Here is a 16949-nt window from a genome sequence, read left to right on the forward strand (position 1 = left end):
CTGTGTTTACTCTAATATATCTTTTAACTGCTTTAATCTGCTGATCCTGTACGTACTTTTTTCTCCCTGCACCTGTTCTTTTTCCCCTTCTTTAATAAACCAGCATGTATCGATCCCATATTCCAGCCCGCCTTTTATATCAGAGCTGTATGAATCTCCGATGATCAATGCCTTGTCCTTATCAAATTCCGGAATATGTTTTTCCACATATGTAAAAAATTCTTTAGACGGTTTCTGCGCCCCCACTTCCTCTGAAACAAAGATCTGCTCAAAATACTTGTCAAGCCCCGCAGCTTTCAGACGTTTCTTCTGCGTCTTTGCCACTCCGTTACTGATGATAAATAAGCGGTACCTTCCCTGCAGCCACTGGCAGATTTCTTCTGCATCTTCGATCATCTGCGTACCTTCATTTAAACAGGAACGGTATTTTGTCTCCCACTCCTTTCCATCGATCTCTTGTCCAAATTCCTGCATTGTCTTCGCAAATCTCGTATTTAGAATCTCTTCCTTTTCTATCTTTCCCTGCTCGTATTCCTTCCACAGCCTATCGTTGATCTTTTTATATACCGGAAGATAAGAGAGTGCATCTTCATACCCATAACTCTTTAATACATGCGCAAAGGCTTCTTTTTCATTTGCCTGAAAATCCAGAAGTGTGTCATCAACATCCAACAGGAGGCAAGTATACCGATTCGATGCTTTCATCTTATCTATTTTTTTATTTGTATCCAACACTTTCTTCGCGATCATCAGCAAATGAAGTTTAAAACTGTCTTCTGTATCATGTACATCCAACCCCGTCGATTTTTTTACATTCGCAAGATATTCTCTCACCAGATCAGAGGGAATATCCAGCACCTTCGCCGTCATATCTATATCTTCTTTGCACTTATAGTACTTCGCAAGTACACGGATCTCTATGTCTCCCAGTTGGCTAAAGACAATATCTGTAATCTGCTTGCCATAACTAGTCACCATTGCATTGATAGAACTATAAATTTCCATTCCCATATAGTCTAAGAAAACCCTCTCTTTTTTGAAGATCTCGCCTGCCTTGACCGCCTTCATGGCATACGTATATGTACGTTTGATCCCAGATATCCCTTTTTCAGGAAGCCCTATCCCTACTCGTACTTTTTTATCGACTCCCAATGTCTCTAAACGAGCTGCTGCTTCTTTTTTAAACGCCGGAAGAATTTCGGACAGTTCGTCCTTTGTATGTCCTACTAAAAAAGTCGCTACCCCATTGTCCACATAAAACATCTGATTCGCAGCGGCGGCTCTATTGACAGCCGGCAGTGCACACATCCCTGTCAAATGCTCTTTTAATTTTTCTTTTTCTTCAAATGTTCCTTGTTCTGTAGAAGGATAGAGAAACACCACTCCCAAAAACATATCCCGGCTAACATCAAATCCCAGCTTTTTCCCCAGATGTGCTACGAGCTTTTCATCTTCATAGAAATAATTTACCACATCATTAAAATACGTTGAAAATCCTATTGTCTCCATACTGCTGTACATCTCATTACCTCCAATTGACAGACTATTTTATTTTATTCTATATATTTTTCTCTCTTTTTTAGATGAAAAACATATTTTACACTATCATTTTGATCTTGTCAATCATTTTCTTTATTTTCTTTATTTTCTTTCAATTCTTCTTATATATTAAAAATATAATATATAAGAAGAATACTATCTTTGTTAAAAACGACAAAATTTCTATCGTTTTTTTGTCTTCCTGACAATTGTAAACGTAAGTTTTATTCGATAAGATGACCATATATATCTTGGTGCACAATAGACCCCTTAAGAAAAGGCGCTTTTTCTGACAATGTATTCCATTTCAGAAGGAGGATTGAAACTATGCAAAATCAAAAATCGATACATTCTCTGGCACGAAGAATTGTCATTGCTCTCGTGCTTGGTATTATCGCGGGCTTTTTCTTTATATGGCTAAGAGAAACATTAAATGCTACCGGCAATGCAAATATCTGGAATATGATCAATAGTATCTTCTTCCAAGATATATCTGCTGAAGGAGCCTCTAATGCTATTGGTCTGTTCTATATAATCGGACAGATGTTCATCCGCGCCTTGCAGCTTGTTATCATCCCCATGATCTTTACTTCTATTGCTCTTGCTATCGGCACAATCTCAGATACGCGAACACTGGGCCGCATCTCTTTTAAAACAATCGCCTGGTTCTTGCTATGCTATTTCTTTGCGCTGCTCCTAGCAGGCACAGTCGGTATGTTTCTTTATCGCAGCGGTCTTTTCAGCGCCAATATTACCGGACTTTCTGTTTCCAAAGGTTCTGTCGGTTCCAACCCTCTGCTTGTTATTTTAAACGCTGTTCCCCTTAATATCACAGCTGTATTCAGTGACAACACAGCTGTACTCGCTGTTGTATTTCTAGCTGTCGCAGTAGGACTGTGCATGAATGTACTGGGAAAAGAAAAAACAAATACCTTAAGCAAGTTATTTCAAGAAATAAATGATATAGTGGTTGTTTTCTTAAATTTCGTAGTAACAAAAATGGGACCGTTTGCTATTTTCGCACTTTTTTCGAGAACATTTGCCACATATGGGATCCACTATCTGCGTCCGGCATTGATCTATGTAGTGACGACCGTTATCCTGCTTCTTACATACCTTTTTGCCGGTTATTCCCTGCTCATACGTTTTGGGACTCAATTAAATCCGATCCCTTTTATCAAAAAAATTTCCAAGGTCGCAATGTTCGGTTTTTCTACTTCTTCAAGCGCCGCTACTCTTCCTCTTAATTTAAAAACAACGACCACAGAGTTGGGAGTAGATGAAAAAATTGCTTCCTTTGTCCTCCCTCTTGGTATGACGATCAACATGAACGGTACTGCCATCATGCAGGTGATAGCGACATTGTTTATTGCCGGATGTTCCGGGTCGCATGTTACAGTTCCTATACTGATCATGATTTCAGTAATGGCAATGTTATGTTCAGCCGGAACACCGGCTGCGCCTGGAGCCGGAGCAATCGTTCTTTTTACTATTCTGTCTGGTGTTGGCTTTACAAACGACGCGGCGCTTTTGGCATATAGCCTGATACTGGCGATCAATCGTCCTATCGAAATGCTCGTGACTTCTTTAAACACAGTAGGCGATTCCTGTACCTGTATCTATGTCGCCAAAACAGAAGGACTCTTGAACAAAGACATCTATAACAGTAAAGTAAAATAAAATCTATTAAAAAGCATCCGAAATTTCTCTACATTTTTCGGATGCTTTTATACAAAAATACCTATCGTTCAATTCCCATTCTTGCCTTTATCCCCTTATCAAAGGGATGTTTTATCTTTTTCATTTCTGTAGCATAATCTGCCATATCCAGCAGTTCCATGCTTGGGCGGTTTCCTGTCAGTATGATTTCCAGATGCTTTGGTTTCCTTTTCAGATACTCTATGATCTTATCTTCCTCCAGAAGTTCTGCCTGTATTGCATAGATGATCTCATCCATAAACAATACGTCGTATCCCTCCGCCTGCTTTGTCATCCTTTCAAATTGATCGGCGTAAAATATCTTTCTCTCTCTTCTCTCTTCTTCTGTCAGATAAGCACTGAATTTTTCCTTCTCTAATCCAGGCAGGAGCGTTATATTCTCAGACAGCTTTAATATATTTCTTTCACTGGTTTTGTTATCCTTCATAAACTGGTAGATCAATACTCTATATCCATATCCGGCAGCCCGGGCACATAATCCCATAGCCGCTGTTGTCTTTCCTTTTCCATTTCCAAAATATACGTGAATCAACCCTTTGTCCTTCTCCATATTTTATAAGCCTGTCCTTTCGTGAACTACCCATTGTCTAAAGCCAATGGACTTCCTGCTTCATCGACCTCGTAACCTACTATCTCCACAGGCGTTAATTCGGGCAGTTTCTGCCCTATATATGCTTCTTTTATGCTATTTGCCTTAATCCTTCTGCCAGTATATTTTTTGCGGCATTGATATCTCTATCTTGTTTTGTTCCACAATTCGGACATATCCATTCCCTTACCGATAAATCTTTTGTATCTGTATTTTGATATCCACAGGCAAAACACAACTGGCTACTGGCATAAAATGTGTCTATTTTGACATATTCCCTGCCATTCCATTTTGACTTATATTCCAGTTGCCTTGTAAGCTCATACCATGACACATCACTGATTGATTTTGCTAAATGATGATTTTTTACCATGTTTTTTATCTGCAGATTTTCCGAAACTATTACTTGGTTTTCGCTGACAATTTCGTGTGAAATCTTATGTAGATAATCTTTTCTGGTATTTGTTATCTTCTCATGGCATATTGCGATTTCTTTTTTCTTCTTCTCGTAATTTCTGCTGCCTTTTTCCTTGTGTGCCAGTTGCCTTTGCAGTCTCGACAGCTTCCTCTCATTCTTTTTTATTATCTTTGGATTTTCGTACCTTATCCCATCCGATGTGATACATAAATCCTTAATTCCTAAATCCAATCCTATATTTTGATTTCTGTGTGGCAATTTTTCATGCTCTGTTTCTACCAGTATTGACACATAGCATTTCCCACTTGGAACCTGACTGACCGTGGCTGATTTTATTTTGCCATGGAATTCTCTGTGCAGTTTTGCCTTTACTTCTTTTAACTTTGGCAGCTTTATTTTTCCATTCTCTAAATCTACAGCTATATTTCCATTCGTAAAATTCGTTGTATAGGATTTATGGTTATCGTGTTTACTCTTAAACTTTGGATAGCCCGTATGTTCTTTGAAAAACTTCTGATAAGCTGAATCCATATTATAGATTGCATTCGTCAGGGCAAACTTATCCACTTCTTTTAACCATTCATATGTCTTCTTTAATTCTCTGTTACAGTAATTGTTGCAGCCTGTTTTACTGATGGTTTTTTTCTCTTTCTCGTAAGCTTCTTTTCGATATGCAAGCGTCTGGTTATATACAAAACGGCAACAGCCAAATGTTTTAGCTATCTGCATTTTCTACTCATTGTTTGGATATACCCTGTATTTATATGCTTTTAACATTTGCTGCCGCCTGCCCTTCTATCCTTGATTTTCTATATACTTCTTTAACATTTCTTCGGAAATATTTCCTACACTACAGGCAAAGCATCCATCTGTCCAAAAGGTATGTTCTTTCCAAAAATGTTTTATATCATCTGATATTTGCTTTGATGTCAGTAATTTCTTTCTATACTTGCACACAAAAATATTATGATATTGGAGTAAATATTTGTGTCTGTTTTTTGATTTCCATGTTCCCATGGCGTAAGTATAACACAAGCCACTACTTTTGCCTACCTTAACCCACCGTCTAAAGCCAGTGGGATTGCGGTAGCCGTATTTTCAAAATACATATCCACCTATATAATAAACATACCATTCCTAACCGAAAAATAAAAGGAGAATATCCAGGGAGTCTGGATCCTTCATAGAATATTGCATATTTATTTCTAAAAAAAGTATTGTATGTTAAACTATATATAAAGGAGGAATTTTTATGGAACAATATACTTTACCTCACCAGCACGGACAATCCAGAGAGCAGCTCCTAAAACACATGCCGGAGGCGGAATACTTTCAGATCATTGCCGATATTTTCAAACAGTTAAGCGATCCTACACGGCTCCGTATTTTTTGGATCCTATGTCATTGTGAAGAATGTGTAATCAATATTTCTGCCATGATGCATATGAGCAGTCCGGCTGTCGCTCATCACCTTCGCCTCCTGCGTTCCAGCGGGCTTCTTGAATCCCATCGAGATGGGAAAGAAACATATTATCGAGCAAGCAACTCAAAAAAGGCACAGACCCTCCACCATATGATCGAACAAATGATGGAGATCTCCTGTATTAAAGGAGAGGCCTAAAGTGGCATCTCTATACTATAAACGGAAAAGGAGCAGGGTGCTCACCTGCTCCTTTTCTCTAAAACATCATGCCAACATGGTATACCACAAACGCTGCAAGCCATGCGATCACGCACTGTCCTATGACCATGGCAGCAGCCCATTTCCCGCCCAATTCTCTCTTTACAGAAGCGATTGCCGCCACACAAGGAGTATACAGCAGACAGAACACAAGAAGCGAACCTGCTCCTGCCAAAGTAAGACTGCTCTGCAAAAGTGCAGTACTTCCAAATAATACCGTCAAAGACGATACAACACTTTCTTTAGCCATGAAACCGGAGATCAGCGCTGTCGCGATCCGCCAGTCCCCAAAACCAACCGGAATAAAAATTGGCGCAAGTACTCCTGCCGCCATTGCAAGAATACTATTTTGAGAATCCGACACCATATTCAGACCGGTATCGAAATTTTGCAGGAACCAGATGACGATTGTTGCAATGAAAATAACTGTAAACGCTCTCTGTAAAAAATCTTTAGCTTTCTCCCATAATAAATGCAGTACATTTTTCACTCCAGGCATACGATAATTCGGAAGCTCCATAACAAAGGGAACTGCTTCGCCCTTAAAAGCAGTCTTCTTGAAGATCAATGCCATGAGGATTCCCATCATAATGCCAAATATATAAAGACTGATCATGACAAGTGCTCCATGCTCTGGGAAAAATGCTGCTGTAAAAAATGCGTAGATCGGCAATTTCGCAGTACAGCTCATAAATGGTGTCAACAGGATCGTCATCTTTCTATCCCGTTCTGATGGAAGCGTACGGCTTGCCATAACTCCCGGAACCGTACATCCAAATCCAATCAGCATCGGAACAATACTGCGTCCCGAAAGTCCTAATTTTCTAAGTAATTTATCCATGATAAATGCGACACGTGCCATGTATCCGCTGTCTTCTAACAAAGACAAGAACAAAAACAACGTTACAATGATCGGAAGAAAACTGAGTACTCCGCCGACTCCATTAAAAATTCCATCCACCACAAGAGAACGTACCACTGCATTTACATGTGCCGCCTGCATGGCTCCATCTGCCATTTCGGTAAGTACTGCGATCCCAGCTTCTAAAATCCCCTGCAGAAAAGCGCCGATCACATTAAATGTCAGCCAAAATACCATACCCATAATACCGATAAACGCAGGAATTCCTGTATATTTCCCGGTCAAAATCCGATCCACCTTCAGGCTTCTGGCCCGTTCCTTGCTTTCTTTTGGCTTTATAACCGCTTCACTGCATATTTCTTCTATGTAATCAAAGCGCATCTGTGCTACAGCTGCTGCACGATCCAAGCCTGTTTCTGCTTCTGTCTGACTGGCGATTTCTTCTAAAATATGGTTCTCCTGAGCTGTCATTCTCAGTTGGTCCAGAATTTTTTTGTCCCCTTCCATGACCTTGCTTGCTGCAAAACGTACAGGTATTTCTGATTTTTCAGCATGATCCTCGATCAAATGCATCACTGCATGGATCCCTCTGTGGATCCCTTCTTCTCTTTTGCAGAAATCCGTATCCAGAGGACATTCCTGATATTTTGCCACATGGATTGCATGGCGGACCAATTCCTCGATTCCCTCTCCTTTTGCCGCTGAAATAGGAACCACCGGCACGCCTAACGCTGCCTCCATCTCATTTACAAGGACCGAACCATCATTTTCCCGCAATTCATCCATCATATTCAGCGCCACGACCATCGGGAAACCCAATTCCAAAAGCTGCATGGTCAGATAGAGATTCCGTTCTATATTAGTCGCATCCACGATATTGATGATTCCTTTAGGCTTTTCTCGGATTACAAATTCTCTTGTTACGATTTCTTCACTGCTGTACGGAGACATAGAATAAATTCCCGGCAAATCTGTGATCAAAGTATTTTCATGTCCTTTTATCACACCGTCTTTACGGTCGACCGTAACACCGGGAAAATTTCCCACATGCTGTTTGGAACCAGTCAGTTGGTTAAAAAGAGTTGTCTTTCCGCAGTTCTGATTTCCTACCAGGGCAAATGTAAGCGTCTCGTCATCCGGCAGAGGGTTTTCACCTTTTCTATTATGGAATTTTCCACCTTCTCCATATCCTGGATGATGCTTTTCTCGTCCCACTGTTTTCTTTTTTATCATTCTAGGTTTGTGTGGTTCACCTATTTCAATATTTTTCGCATCCTCTAAACGGATCGTTAATTCATATCCATGTATTCTAAGTTCCACAGGATCTCCCATAGGAGCATATTTTACGACTGTCACCTCTGTCCCCTGTATGAGCCCCATATCCAAAAAGTGCTGGCGCAGAGCTCCCGAACCACCGACAGTCTGTATGGTCGCAGTCTTTCCAATAGCTAATTCACTTAACTTCATTTTGTCCTCCTTCTCTTTCCCTCTAATAGTTTACCTAATCTTTGCCCAAAAGTAAAGCAGCGGTGAAAATACCGCTGCTTTATAATAATTTTTATCCTATTTATAAATGATGGACCCTAAGCGTCCTGATCGCATTTAAGATCGCAATGACCATAACGCCTACGTCGGCAAAAATTGCAAGCCACATATTTGCAAGGCCAACTGCCCCAAGTCCTAGACAGGCAAATTTCACAACCAATGCAAATATAATATTCTGATATACGATCCGCAAACATTTTCTAGAGATTTTGATCGCTTTAGAAATTTTCAGCGGATCATCATCCATCAAGACGACATCTGCTGCTTCGATTGCCGCGTCCGACCCCATAGCACCCATAGCGATCCCGATATCCGCACGAGTCAAAACAGGTGCGTCATTGATACCGTCTCCCACAAAAGCCAATGTATCTTTTCCGGCATTCTCCAGGAGCAATTCTTCTACTTTTTCCACTTTATCTCCCGGAAGCAATTCACTATATACTTTGTCTATCCCCAAAGTCTCTGCTACTTGTTCCGCTACACGCTTTGTATCTCCGGTAAGCATGACTGTTTTTTTGATACCGGCTTTTCGCAAAGCCGCTACCGCCTCTTTGGCGTGTTCTTTTATGATATCAGAAATCACAATATGTCCTGCATATTCTCCGTTGACCGCCATGTGGATGATCGTGCCCACTTTATGACATTCACGATACTTCACATGCAGCCTTTCCATCAGCCTGCTGTTGCCGGCAGCGACCTCCTGTCCATCTACTGTGGCAAGTATCCCATATCCGCTGATCTCCTGTATGTCTGAGACTCTGCTTCGGTCAATTTCCTTTCCATATGCTTTCTGAAGACTCTTACTGATTGGATGTGAAGATGCACACTCAGCAAGTGCCGCATATTCCAACAGTTTTTTTTCTTCCATCTCATTGTGGTGTACAGCGCTTACTTCAAACACTCCCTGTGTCAAAGTACCTGTTTTATCAAACACTACACATTTTGCCCGTGATAATGTTTCCATATAGTTAGAACCTTTAATCAAAATCCCTTCCTTGCTCGCTCCTCCTATTCCTGCAAAGAAACTAAGTGGAATACTGATGACCAACGCGCATGGACAGCTAATGACCAGAAATGTAAGCGCCCGATATATCCATATGCCCCACTGTGCCGCCTGCCCTAAAAATAAGATCTGTATAAGAGGCGGCAGAACTGCCAGTGCTAATGCGCCATAACATACTGCCGGAGTATACACTTTTGCAAATTTCGAAATAAAATTCTCTGATTTTGATTTTCTGGAACTGGAATTTTCCACAAGTTCTAATATTTTAGATACCGTAGATTCTTCAAACGCCTTTATCGTCTGGATTTTTAATACACCTGTCATATTGATGCATCCACTGATGATCTCATCTCCTTGCCGTACATCCCGGGGTATACTTTCTCCTGTCAGAGCGCTTGTATTCAAACTGGAGCTTCCTTCTATAACAATCCCGTCCAACGGTACTTTTTCTCCCGGCTGCACTACGATCATACTATCAATACCCACTTCATCCGGATCCACTTTTTCCAGCTTTCCTTCTCGTTCTACATTGGCATAATCCGGACGTATATCCATCAATGCACTGATATTTCTGCGGCTTTTTCCAACTGCATAACTCTGGAACAACTCGCCTATCTGATAAAACAGCATAACAGCGATCGCTTCATTATAGTCTCCGCTTCGCGCATAGATTGCCAAAGCAAATGCCCCCACAGTCGCTACTGCCATCAAAAAATTCTCATCAAAAACCCTGCGATTCCAAATGCCTTTTCCGGCCTTTTTTAAAATATCATACCCTATGATCAAATATACCAACAGATAAAGAGCTAATTCTGCAATTCCTGTTACCGGTATAAAATTCAATATAATAACCATAACAGCTGAAATGATAATCCGGATCAGCATTTTCTTCTGTTTCCTGTTCATGATCATATCCTCCTATTGGATTATACATTTGTTTAATTTTTCATATCTACTTCATAAATTTGCACCCTGACCGTAATGCGCAAGGGTGCAAAAATTTTAAAATTCGATTTCACAATCCGGTTCTACCTTTTTGCAGGCTTTCAAAACCGTTTTCATAACTGTCTTTGGCTCCTGCCCCTCCTCGAACTCTACGATCATTTTCTGTGTCATAAAGTTAACCGTCGCGTCTGCAACGCCTGCCGTTTTCTTTGCCGCATCCTCCATCAGATTCGCACAGTTTGCACAGTCTACCTCAATCTTGTATGTCTTTTTCATGATCAATACTCCTTTCCTCTTGAAGATATGTTTTTATTGAACAATTAAATATATGTTTAATCTTTATACTTATATAATACTCCCGACTTTTTAAAATGTCAATCTTAATATGAAAATATTTTGGATATTTTGGATACTATCTTTTTAGTCAAGTCTTATAACGAGAGAATTACCAATACAATATGTAAAACATGTATATGGAAAGAGGGTGCCGCAAAATCATCAAATGATTGTGCGATACCCTCTCTCCTATTTCATTTTTTGCAATTTTCACAAAACTCTTCCTGATTTGGAGAATTACATTTAGGACAATTCATTCCCTTTCCCCATTTGTTAAAAACTCGGCGTTCCGTACAAGTCATACGGTGTTACCTGATATACATAATAATTGAGCCAGTTTGTATATAGATTATTTGCGCATGCTCTCCATGTAAGAAGCGGCTTTTGTTCTGGATCTCCATCCGGATAATAATTAACAGGAATTTGGATATCCATCCCCTTTGCCTTATCTCTTTTATACTCTCCATCCAACGTCATCCGGTCATATTCCGGGTGCCCCATAACAAAGATTTTTCGCCCGTCCTCTGCCATACATAAGAACACACCTGCCTCCTTTGAATCAGCCAGGATCGTAATTCTTTCATCTTTCTCCAAAAGTTCTTCCGGAACCGTCGTGTGTCTGGAATGGGGCGCATAGAATACATCATCAAATCCTCTGACAAGCGGAATCTTTCTGTTTCTTACATGGTGCTTAAATACGCCGAACTTTTTCTGCGGAAGCTTTACTTTGTCAATCCCATAATGGTAATACACTCCCGCCTGTGCTCCCCAGCACAAATGCAGCGTGGAAGTCACATTTGTTGTCGTCCACTCCATGATTTCTTTTAGTTCTTCCCAGTAATCTACCTCCTCAAAGGGCAGCAGTTCCACCGGTGCGCCTGTAATAATAAAACCATCGAATTTCTGCCGTTTAATCTCTTCAAAAGATTCATAAAATTTATAAATATGGCTGGTAGATGTATTTTTCGATACATGGCTCGATACCCGCACAAATGTCACATCCACCTGCAGCGGAGTATTCGAAAGAGAACGCAAGATTTGTAGTTCTGTATCTTCTTTTAACGGCATGAGATTCAGAAGCCCTATGCTGATCGGACGGATATCCTGATGTGCGGCACGGTATTCGTCCATCACAAATATATTTTCCTGCTCCAGTATCTCTTTTACCGGCAAATCATTTTGTACTCGAATCGGCATGTCTATCTTCTCCTCTTTCCTCGTTTTTCATCTCATTTTCATCAGCATGTACATATGTACCATCAGAATCTATATAGCTAAACTTATCATAGCAGTCCGTATCTGTAGGAAATTTCTTGCGTTCCAGCCTGTTGTTGATAATCATTTTAACAATGTAATAAATCACGGCAAATGTCGGAACTCCCAGTATCATTCCCAGGAAACCAAACATGCCTCCTCCCAGCAGTATGGAAAATACAACCCAAAAAGCGGACAGTCCCGTTGAATCCCCAAGTATCTTTGGTCCGATAATATTTCCATCCAATTGTTGTAGACACAGTATAAAGATAATAAAATAGATTCCCATCTTAGGGTCCGACAATAAGATCAACAGTGCGCTTGGAATCGCCCCAATATAGGGACCGAAAAACGGAATTACATTTGTCACTCCTACAATAACGCTGACCAGCATCGTATAGGGCATATCCAAAACAGATAAGCCTAAGAAACAAAGCACGCCGATGATAGCGGAATCTATAATTTTCCCTATGATAAATCCGCCGAAAATCTGATTGCTTTTAATTGTCAGGTGAAGGATCATATTCGCATTTGCAGGTTTAAACAGTGCATATATGATTTTTTTACACTGTCTGGAAAATTTTTCTTTGCTGAACAGCACATATACAGAAACGATCATTCCGATCACAATGTTGAGTATCTCGCTTATAATGTTGATAACGCCTACCGTCAAACCGGACATGACTACATTCACCTGTTCTAATAGATCTGTGCGCATCCAGTTCTGTAAAAACTTCGCTGCTTCCTCCAGCACTTCCGCCGCGAACTTTCCTATCGTCGAATTTTCCGAATTCATCTGGGCAAAAGATTCCAGGAAGTGATTCATCTGGCTCGGAACTGTAAGCACCATATCCCGTATACTTCGGTATAATTCCGGTATCATCATATTAAACAAAGTTACTACTATTGCGATGAGCAGAAGCAGCCCTGTCATGATCCCGATTGCTCTTACGAACGATTCTTTTCTCTTAAAACGAGGAAATCGTTTTTTTATTACAGGCAGTAAATGTCTGTCCACGATATTTACGATTGGATTCAAAAGATACGCAATCGCCAGACCATAAATGATCGGTTTCAGCACATGGATAACCTTCGCAAGTATATCAGAAATAACTGTAAGGCGGAGAAGCGCAAAATAAAAAAGGATGCATGTAGCGATCACAATAAAAAACGTCATTCCCTTTCCAAACTGTTGCCTGAGCTTAGAAGATCCTTTCTTCTTCAATACCGGCTGTTTTATGTAATATCCACTGTTGAGAGCCTCTTCTTTTTGGGCATCCTTTTGTGTCTCTTCTATCATTTATTGCCCACCTTTCCTAATATGTACGTATTATTATAACGCCTTATATAAGGATGCGTCAATATAAGAAAAAGGGATCTTCCTCCAACAGAAAATCCCCTTTTCACTATCTCTTTTTACAAATGCTTTTTCATATCTATGCGGTCCGAACCGGACACATTTTACCCTTCTCAGCCACGGCAGGAAAATGTCGCACATTCTGTCCCTTCGCATTGACAGGCATTGCTGCCTTCTACGCTGATCTTACCTGCATGGCACTGGCAGCTTTCATTATACATACATTCTGTCGCGTTACAATCTACGCAGGCACAGTCAGAAGGGGCTTTCATACTGTTTGTATAACTGCCTCCTCCTTCTTTTCTCTCCTGGAAACTGTCGCAGCAAGTCTCCCCGGCGGTTTTCGCGCTGTTTCCTCCGACCTGTATTTTGTCCAGGTCACATAAAAACTGCTTATTGTGTACACATGTCTGTACAGTACATTTTAATTCTGGCATAATGTTATCCTCCTTTTTTACAGATTCAATATCATTATGCCCTGTATTTTTTTATTTATTCGAATCTTGTTTTTTCACTTCACGCACTGCTTTTTCTGCAATTTCTTTTTTCAGACTGCAGATAAATTCTCCTGTTTTTTTCTGTCCTTCGTCTCCCTCAAAACGACTTCTGACAGAAACAAGCCCTTCTTCTTCCTCTTTCGCTCCTACAACGAGCATATATGGGATCTTCTGCATCTGTGCCTCTCTGATCTTATAACCAATCTTTTCCGCGCGGCTGTCGATCTCAGCACGGATTCCAGCGTCTTCCAGCTCTTTTAATACTTTCTGCCCGTATTCCATATGCTTATCTGAAATAGGAAGCACTTTTACCTGTACCGGTGCCAGCCAGGTTGGGAAAGCGCCTGCAAAATGCTCGATCAGTATTCCGATAAAACGCTCAATGGACCCAAATACTACTCTGTGTATCATAATCGGTCTGTGCTTTTCTCCATCGTCTCCTGTATATTCCAGTTCAAATCGAAGGGGCAGCTGAAAATCAAGCTGGATCGTACCACACTGCCATGTCCTGCCGATTGAATCTTCCAGATGGAAATCTATCTTTGGTCCATAGAATGCGCCGTCCCCTTCATTTACTACATAAGGAAGCTGCAGATCATCCAGTGCTCCTCTAAGAGCGTCTGTCGCCATCTCCCAGTCCTCGTCACTGCCCATGCTGTCTTCCGGACGTGTAGAAAGTTCCACATGATACTTAAAGCCAAATAAGCTATATACTTCATCTATAAGCTTTGCTACATTCTTGATCTCTCCGCGGATCTGTTCCGGTGTCATAAAAATATGCGCATCATCCTGCGTAAAGCACCGTACTCTCATCAGACCGTGAAGCTGCCCTGATTTCTCATGCCGGTGTACCAGCCCCAGTTCTCCCATCCTAAGCGGCAGATCTCTGTAAGAGCGCGGCTCCGATTCATACACCAATATTCCGCCGGGACAGTTCATCGGTTTTATTGCAAAGTCTTCTTCATCAATGACTGTCGTATACATATTATCTTTATAATGATCCCAGTGTCCCGATGTTTCCCAAAGATGACGGCTTAATATCACCGGAGTAGAAATTTCCACATATCCGTTTTTACGATGGATTTCACGCCAATACTCCAACAAAGTATTTTTCAGATCCATCCCTTTTGGCAGAAAGAACGGGAAGCCCGGTCCTTCTTCTTTCATCATAAAAAGCCCTAACTCTTTTCCTAATTTTCTGTGATCTCTTTTTTTGGCTTCTTCCATCATATGCAGATATTCTTCTAACTCTGCTTTCTTTGGGAAAGCTGTCCCGTAAATTCTCTGCAGCATTTTGTTTTTCTCACTGCCTCTCCAGTACGCACCCGCAAGAGAAGTCAATTTGAACGCTTTTACCGGCTTTGTTGTCATCAGATGCGGTCCGGCACATAAGTCTGTAAATTCACCCTGGGAATAAAAGCTGATTGTTTCTCCTTCTGGAAGATCCTCGATCAACTCTACTTTATACGGTTCATTCTTTTCCTGGAAATATACAAGTGCCTCTTCTCTTGGCATTGTATACTGCTCAATGGCAAGATTTTCTTTAACGATCTTCTTCATCTCTGCTTCAATTTTTTCTAAATCTTCTGTTGTAAATGGTGTATCTCTGTCCACATCATAGTAAAAACCGTCTGCAATAGAAGGGCCGATCGCCAGTTTTGTCTCCGGGTAAAGCCTCTTAACTGCCTGTGCCATAATATGAGAAGCTGTGTGACGAAATGCCCCTTTTCCTTTTTCATCATTGAAAGTAAGAATATTCAATTCACAATCCTTATCAAGTACCGTACGCAGATCCACGATCTCTCCATCCACTTCTCCTGCTGTCGCAACTCTGGCAAGCCCTTCACTGATGTCCGCCGCGATCTCGATCACAGATTTTCCTTCCTTATATTCCATACAAGAACCATCTTTTAACGTAATTTTCATTTGCTCATTCATCCTTTCTCAACACTTTTTCTTTCTTCTTATCCCACCTGCTGTGCAGGTACTCTTTCACGGTCCGGATGTTCTCCTGACCAACCGCACTGGGGCATTGTCTCTAACCGATACATATCCTCTGTGCTTAACGTAAAAGAAAATACATCCCGATTCTGCTTCATCCGTTCCAAAGAAGACGACTTCGGAAGCGGCGCCACACCTCTTTGCACTGCGTACCGCAGGCAGATCTGTGCGGCAGATACATGATACTTTTCCGCCAGTTCTTTTATAAGAGTTTCCTCTAAGACCCGTGTTCTTCCTATCGGGCTCCATGCCTGCACCAGAATATTTCTCTGCTGACAATACTGCACCGCCGCCTCCTGACTATAGCCAGGATGAAATTCCAGCTGATCTGCCATCGGTGCTATACGGCAGTCCTCCAATATGTTTTCTATATGATGAGGGAGAAAGTTACTTAAGCCTATCGCTCTTGCCTTTCCTGCTTCATATAGATCTTCCAAGGCTCTCCACGTCTCTTTGTCAAGTTGTTTCCACTCCTTGTATCCAGGTTTTGGAAGAGGCCAGTGTATCAGATACATATCCACATAGTCTGTTTTCAGCCTTTTCAAACTTTTCTCCAACGCTTCTTTGGCATTCTCATAACCCATCTCATCTTTCCAGAGCTTTGTCGTAATAAAAAACGCTTCCCTTGGAAGTCCACTCATTGCGATCGCTTCTGCCAGATATTCCTCTGTGCCGTAAAAAGAAGCGGTATCAAAATATCGGTATCCCGCATCTATAGCGCTCTTTATGATCTCTGCATTCTTTTTTTCAGCCGCTTTATACGTACCATATCCCATACAGGGAATTTTGTATCCATTACTTAATGTATAACAATCATATATGCTCTTCATTTTTCCTGCTCCTTTCTCCTCTTCACTCAAAAAAGGTCTCTTGTCCATGCCGGTATCCCTGGACTTTTTTGCCTCTATGTAAAAACAGCTTCGTACTTTCACACATAAAAAGTCCCTTTCTGCTAAATACAGAAAGGGACGGGATATTCCCGCGGTTCCACCCTATTTGAGCTGGCAGAAGCCAGAACCACTTCATTTATAATGATAACGGTATCACCGGACTGTTTTGCAGTCACTCCGAGGTAGTTTTCAGATGGTTCCGCAACAGGAAGCTTCCAGCCTTTTGACTTCCCTCTCTGTGTCCTTTCCTCATCCTACTCTTCTCATCAACGTATTGTCTTTTTTCATATAGCCTCATTATAACATCCTTCTT

At 41.1% G+C, this 16949-nt stretch carries 13 protein-coding genes, 1 pseudogene and 1 other annotated feature; of the genes and pseudogenes, 2 read left to right on the forward strand and 12 right to left on the reverse strand.

Annotation, left to right across the window (positions count from 1 at the left end; genetic code table 11):
* Window positions 1-6: 6 nt before the first annotated feature.
* Entirely contained in the window at window positions 7-1521 is a 1515-nt protein-coding gene (locus BN3282_RS15365; protein ID WP_242866642.1) for a YjjG family noncanonical pyrimidine nucleotidase, read from the reverse strand.
* Between the two features lie 345 nt (window positions 1522-1866).
* Between BN3282_RS15365 and BN3282_RS13275 the strand changes: the two genes are divergently transcribed.
* Window positions 1867-3219: a dicarboxylate/amino acid:cation symporter gene (locus tag BN3282_RS13275; protein ID WP_059069874.1), complete on the forward strand. Its 1353-nt coding sequence runs from the start codon at window positions 1867-1869 to the stop codon at window positions 3217-3219.
* A gap of 61 nt (window positions 3220-3280) precedes the next feature.
* On the opposite strand, the gene BN3282_RS13280 is transcribed toward BN3282_RS13275, so the two are convergent.
* From BN3282_RS13280 to BN3282_RS13290, 3 genes and pseudogenes are all read right to left on the reverse strand, one after another.
* Window positions 3281-3808 carry a cob(I)yrinic acid a,c-diamide adenosyltransferase gene (locus BN3282_RS13280; protein ID WP_059069876.1) on the reverse strand — a complete coding sequence of 176 codons (528 nt, stop codon included), beginning with the start codon at window positions 3806-3808 and terminating at the stop codon, window positions 3281-3283.
* 130 nt (window positions 3809-3938) lie between these two features.
* Window positions 3939-5042, reverse strand: a pseudogene (tnpB, locus tag BN3282_RS13285) (IS200/IS605 family element RNA-guided endonuclease TnpB).
* A gap of 18 nt (window positions 5043-5060) precedes the next feature.
* Window positions 5061-5282 (reverse strand): transposase, encoded by a 222-nt coding sequence (locus BN3282_RS13290; protein ID WP_059069878.1) that lies wholly within the window; start codon window positions 5280-5282, stop codon window positions 5061-5063.
* 235 nt (window positions 5283-5517) lie between these two features.
* On the opposite strand from BN3282_RS13290, the gene BN3282_RS13295 reads away from it, so the two are divergent.
* Window positions 5518-5886 carry an ArsR/SmtB family transcription factor gene (locus BN3282_RS13295; protein ID WP_059069879.1) on the forward strand — a complete coding sequence of 123 codons (369 nt, stop codon included), beginning with the start codon at window positions 5518-5520 and terminating at the stop codon, window positions 5884-5886.
* Between the two features lie 58 nt (window positions 5887-5944).
* Here the strand turns inward: BN3282_RS13295 and feoB are convergent, their stop codons facing one another.
* From feoB to BN3282_RS13335, 8 genes are all read right to left on the reverse strand, one after another.
* Window positions 5945-8275 (reverse strand): ferrous iron transport protein B, encoded by a 2331-nt coding sequence (feoB, locus tag BN3282_RS13300; protein WP_059069880.1) that lies wholly within the window; start codon window positions 8273-8275, stop codon window positions 5945-5947.
* A 100-nt stretch (window positions 8276-8375) separates the two neighbouring features.
* The gene (locus BN3282_RS13305) at window positions 8376-10262 is read right to left on the reverse strand and encodes a heavy metal translocating P-type ATPase (protein ID WP_059069883.1); all 1887 of its coding nucleotides are present in this window, start codon (window positions 10260-10262) and stop codon (window positions 8376-8378) included.
* Between the two features lie 96 nt (window positions 10263-10358).
* Window positions 10359-10577 carry a cation transporter gene (locus tag BN3282_RS13310; RefSeq protein ID WP_059069885.1) on the reverse strand — a complete coding sequence of 73 codons (219 nt, stop codon included), beginning with the start codon at window positions 10575-10577 and terminating at the stop codon, window positions 10359-10361.
* Between the two features lie 333 nt (window positions 10578-10910).
* Entirely contained in the window at window positions 10911-11834 is a 924-nt protein-coding gene (gene metA, locus BN3282_RS13315; RefSeq protein ID WP_059069887.1) for a homoserine O-acetyltransferase MetA, read from the reverse strand.
* Window positions 11812-13191 carry an AI-2E family transporter gene (locus BN3282_RS13320; RefSeq protein WP_059069889.1) on the reverse strand — a complete coding sequence of 460 codons (1380 nt, stop codon included), beginning with the start codon at window positions 13189-13191 and terminating at the stop codon, window positions 11812-11814. The genes metA and BN3282_RS13320 overlap by 23 nt, the downstream gene beginning before the upstream one ends.
* Before the next feature lie 170 nt (window positions 13192-13361).
* Entirely contained in the window at window positions 13362-13685 is a 324-nt protein-coding gene (locus BN3282_RS13325; RefSeq protein WP_059069891.1) for a DUF1540 domain-containing protein, read from the reverse strand.
* 51 nt (window positions 13686-13736) lie between these two features.
* On the reverse strand, window positions 13737-15671 hold the full coding sequence (gene thrS, locus BN3282_RS13330) for a threonine--tRNA ligase (protein ID WP_059069893.1): 1935 nt from the start codon (window positions 15669-15671) through the stop codon (window positions 13737-13739).
* Window positions 15672-15709: 38 nt separating this feature from the next.
* Window positions 15710-16576 carry an aldo/keto reductase gene (locus BN3282_RS13335; protein WP_059070508.1) on the reverse strand — a complete coding sequence of 289 codons (867 nt, stop codon included), beginning with the start codon at window positions 16574-16576 and terminating at the stop codon, window positions 15710-15712.
* A 131-nt stretch (window positions 16577-16707) separates the two neighbouring features.
* Window positions 16708-16915 (reverse strand) — a binding site (T-box leader).
* Between the last annotated feature and the right edge of the window lie 34 nt (window positions 16916-16949).

The organism is Mediterraneibacter massiliensis (genome assembly GCF_001487105.1).
Lineage (GTDB): Bacteria > Bacillota > Clostridia > Lachnospirales > Lachnospiraceae > Mediterraneibacter > Mediterraneibacter massiliensis.